Consider the following 4,002-nt stretch of genomic DNA (forward strand, 5'->3'; position numbering starts at 1 on the left):
AAAAACTATTGAAGACATCACAACAGGTGCTGATGTTAACTACCACGAAGTCACTTATATTGGTATTGATCTAGCAAATAACTTAACCACCGCAACGGTGACCAGTTATTTCTCGCTGAAAGCTAAACAAAAAGGCAAACACCCAATCGGAGAACCGAAACGGTTTACCATTGAGAATAAACCGCCAAAAGGCGTAGAGCTGGAAAATTGGCTTTATGAGAATTTAACGCAGGCAATCCCTGAAGACTATCAACCAACACCTGAAAATGAGCAGTATATGGGTTATGTTGATCCGTATTTATTTAGTGGCGGGCTAGTTAAAGATGTGGAGGAAGAAAGCAATGAGAAATAAATAGGGATATGGCTATACTCCGTTTAGGTTGTAGTTATATTTTGGGGTTAAAAATATGAACAATGGTAAAAATTAACTAAACAGTGATTGTGACAGAATCGTGACATAACTATTTAAAAAATCACTAAATTGGTTGTATTTTGCATGTATAAAAATACATATTTAAAAGTATAACAAATTGATTTTAAATAAGTTTTTGTTTTATCTGTTTATATTTGTTCGCACTTCTAAGCCGTAGGTCATTGGTTCGAATCCAATAGGGCGTACCATTTAAACTCTTTTAAATCAATGACCTACAAGAATGTTTCTGTTTTTCTATTTTGTCATAAAATGATAACGTGACAAAATCGTGACAAGAATATTTACTCCAATTTATCGACTACTATAAATTGATACGCTTTCTGCGTGAGATAAAAGATGATCTGCATTTAAGTGAGCGTATTTTTTTACCATCTCTAATGTTTCCCAGCCACCTAACTCTTTTAAAGTAAAAAGTGGCGTTCCTGCTTGAGCGTGCCAACTTGCCCAGGTGTGTCGCAAATCGTGGAAGTGAAAATCCTTTATTCCACACCGTTTTGTTGCAAGGTTAAATGTCTTTCTGTTTATATCTAAAAGAGGTTTACCCGTGCTACTCACAAATATAAACTTGTGATGTTTCCCTTTCTGATTTTGTAAAACATTTATCGCTTCTTCATTTAACAATAGTGATCTTGCTTTTCCTGATTTGGCAACATCATTAGTCACTAAAGCAATTCTATTATTAAAGTCTATTTTATCCCAAGTCATGGTTAAAATCTCTGTTCTTCTTGCTCCTGTTAGCAGGGCAAAAAGACAGATATTCTTCATCCATTCTGTTGATATATTAGCAATAAGAGTTTGTGCTTGTTTTCTTGTTAGCCATCTGACTCGTACTGGAGGCTCTTTTTTCTTTGGAAGATAAGGTATTTTATCAATGTAGCCAGATTGATAAGCTAAATTTAGAATACGACCTAAAGATTTTAAATATTTATTTTGCGTTGTATTAGAAAGTGGCTTACCAGTAGATGCATTATGAGTGGGAACTTTATTTATAATAACTTTCGTTGTTAAAGTATTTAATTCTTTTCCTGCAAAGCACGTTCTCCAATATGTAGCATGTCGTTTTCTTGTTGCTTTATCTTTTACATTTTCAGCATCTTTTACATAGAGAATTAGAGCATCTTCAAAAATATATTTTGGCTCTTCCTCTAGTTTATTGACACGCCATTGTTCGGCTTTGAGTTTATCGTGGAATTCTTCCGCTTTCTTTTTTATAGTTGTTTCAGTAGAGCATCTAATTCTTTTGCCTGATGGCGTTGCGATACTAACCCACCAGATACCTGATTCTCGTTTGTAGAGTGACATTGCTGTTCTCCCATAAGATCTGTTATTGAAACAAGCCTACCTATGCTTGCCTGTTTTTTGCGTTTCTGTTCAAGTACAGATGGATAAACACGCCATACCCGTGATCCTTCCATTTGAAAAAATCCCCATTTATGGCGTTTTTCATACACTGTTTGATAATGCATTTTTAGCTTGTCAGCTACTTCTTGTATAGATAACGCTTCTTCCATTATTCCCTCCAAAATAAAACCCACTTGCGTGGGCTTGGTTTAAGTTTGATTTCTAGCCTTTAATTGCCATAATTCTTTGATACACTTCCTTAGCCTTTTCTTCTGTATCAAAAATAAAACCTTTGTTAAATGCTTCTTGAAGTGGTTTATCTGCTTTGCCATTTAATAGCTTACAGCCATTTACACGCTGGTAACTAGCAATGGTTACAATGTAATATTGTTGATTTCCTTTAACTTCTGCTTTATTTACTGGCTTAATGGGGACTAGTTTTTTATCTAACAAATCATTTTGTTCTTGCAATTGCTCCATCAGGTTATTAGATACTTCTAATTTCCACTTTGTATCTTCTAGTAATTTCCGTAACTTAAAAGGGTTAAGCATCATTTTAATTCTCCTTATTTCAGATATAAAAAAACCGCTTATAGGCGGTTAATGGATTGTTACTTTTTATACTATTGGAACCTCAGTTACCAATATATATGCAGGATTCTTCTTACACATTTTTATATTGTAATCTCTTATTGAAAGAGCCTCGCTTTTAGATACACCACATCTTGATTCACTAAGAATATGCCATTCTCTAAATCCCTGCATCCAATACATAACAATATATTTTTTATTATCGTTTAAAATTAGTTCACTACTCACAATTTTTCTCCACCAATATTTTTACTTCAGCCGTTCTTTTACAGTGACTATCTCTATAACTACACCAGCCTTTCTGTTTTTCAGTCGGTGCTAATTTAAGAGCTTTATTCCATAATTTACTAGCTTCTTCGTAGTTATCCTCCTGTTCCAATTTCCGTGCTTGTTGAACAAGATTATTGTATTGCCATTTCTTTGAGGCTTTTTGTTTTTTGTGATGAATTTGAATTATATCTCTCATTTTATTCTCCCACATTTTTTACACACAAAACATACAGGCATATCACATACGCTAGATGTCTGTGGTTCATACTCGTGTTCACAGGTACTTTGCTTATACCACTGATACAACATAAATAACATTTTGCCTATCACTTAAGTCTCCTATATAAATTTTTCTAACTTTGGCGGTGTAAAATACTTTCCTTTAGTGATTTTTCCACCTTCATTGAAGACTGCTTTATTATTTTCAAACTTAGAGAAGTTACTTTTATTAACTTCTTCTATAGCTGAGATAACATCCCAGCTATTTAAGTAGGCGTATCCAATACAACTCACAATGATGTCGCAAATAGCATCTAGTTGCTCGACCTCATTATCTGAGTTAATAGCATCTTGAAGTTCTAAGAACTCTTCCGCAATACATTTATACTGAACATCAATACATTCTTTGTTACTAACCTTATGTGATAACGCTACTTCAAACCATTCCAAAGTTCTTTTCATTATTTGCTCCATAAAAAAATAACCCCTGCATTGCAAGGGTTGTCTATATAAAATTATTATTTTCTATTGGTATCGTTCCAACACCGATAGAAAAGTGCATTTTTATGTTGGTGTTAGTCTAAATCGCCCAAAGTTGCTTGGGCATCACGTAATCTTTCTTCTATTTCTTGGACTTTATAAGAAAAGTCATTGTCATCTGGATCAAGTTCTAACACCATATCTTTAGCTTCTTCAATTTGTTTAAAACATTCATTAGTAATTTTTGCAATTTCTTTTTCTACTTGGTCAAATAAACTCATTTTTTACTCCTATCTAGAATGGTATGGAATCATCAAAGTTCCCACTATTAGCAGATGAAGGTTGTCCATAAAATTCATTTTGTGCTTGGTATGGATTTTGCTGTGGCTGCGGTGCTTGGCGGTTTCTATCATCTTTATCTGCGGTGTGAGCGATAAGATAATCAATTCGTTCAGCAGGTCTGTTTTCAATGTACTCTGCTAATGTTTTACCTGTCTCATAACCAAATGGACACACAATTTGGAACTGATAACCATCTGAACCATCACCTTTAGTGTAAAGGCGTTTTTGCAAGAATAACCCCACTTTTTTACCTGTTAATTCAGGTGCAATATCCTTTCCATCTTTTAATACACGACTTAATTGTTTAACACGAGTACACCCCATGA

The 4,002-nt window shown here is 34.1% G+C and carries 8 protein-coding genes and 1 pseudogene; 1 reads left to right on the plus strand and 8 read right to left on the minus strand.

The features are described from left to right. A partial coding sequence (locus DYE60_RS10265; RefSeq protein ID WP_115316510.1) for a hypothetical protein occupies window positions 1-352 on the plus strand: 352 nt, incomplete at its 5' end. 372 nt (window positions 353-724) lie between these two features. On the opposite strand, the gene DYE60_RS10130 is transcribed toward DYE60_RS10265, so the two are convergent. The 8 genes and pseudogenes from DYE60_RS10130 to DYE60_RS10275 form a co-directional block, all read right to left on the minus strand. Further along, the gene (locus tag DYE60_RS10130) at window positions 725-1,735 is read right to left on the minus strand and encodes a tyrosine-type recombinase/integrase (protein ID WP_115315503.1); all 1,011 of its coding nucleotides are present in this window, start codon (window positions 1,733-1,735) and stop codon (window positions 725-727) included. Next, window positions 1,642-1,968, minus strand: a complete 327-nt coding sequence (locus DYE60_RS10270) for a helix-turn-helix domain-containing protein (protein ID WP_172460364.1) — start codon at window positions 1,966-1,968, stop codon at window positions 1,642-1,644. Before DYE60_RS10270 ends, DYE60_RS10130 begins: the two co-directional genes overlap by 94 nt. A gap of 28 nt (window positions 1,969-1,996) precedes the next feature. Then, window positions 1,997-2,329 (minus strand): hypothetical protein, encoded by a 333-nt coding sequence (locus tag DYE60_RS10135; RefSeq protein WP_115315502.1) that lies wholly within the window; start codon window positions 2,327-2,329, stop codon window positions 1,997-1,999. Window positions 2,330-2,392: 63 nt separating this feature from the next. Beyond that, complete coding sequence (locus DYE60_RS10140; protein ID WP_115315501.1) at window positions 2,393-2,593, minus strand: hypothetical protein; 201 nt, start codon at window positions 2,591-2,593, stop codon at window positions 2,393-2,395. Beyond that, a complete protein-coding gene (locus tag DYE60_RS10145) occupies window positions 2,586-2,831 on the minus strand; it encodes an ANR family transcriptional regulator (protein WP_115315500.1) in 246 nt (81 codons plus the stop codon). Before DYE60_RS10145 ends, DYE60_RS10140 begins: the two co-directional genes overlap by 8 nt. A 143-nt stretch (window positions 2,832-2,974) precedes the next feature. After that, the gene (locus DYE60_RS10150) at window positions 2,975-3,316 is read right to left on the minus strand and encodes a nucleoside triphosphate pyrophosphohydrolase family protein (protein ID WP_115315499.1); all 342 of its coding nucleotides are present in this window, start codon (window positions 3,314-3,316) and stop codon (window positions 2,975-2,977) included. A gap of 113 nt (window positions 3,317-3,429) precedes the next feature. Continuing rightward, a complete protein-coding gene (locus tag DYE60_RS10155) occupies window positions 3,430-3,615 on the minus strand; it encodes a hypothetical protein (protein ID WP_115315498.1) in 186 nt (61 codons plus the stop codon). Between the two features lie 13 nt (window positions 3,616-3,628). After that, window positions 3,629-4,002: pseudogene (locus DYE60_RS10275) on the minus strand (hypothetical protein); the annotation flags it as partial.

This window comes from Phocoenobacter uteri (assembly GCF_900454895.1).
In the GTDB taxonomy this organism is placed as follows: Bacteria; Pseudomonadota; Gammaproteobacteria; order Enterobacterales; family Pasteurellaceae; genus Phocoenobacter; species Phocoenobacter uteri.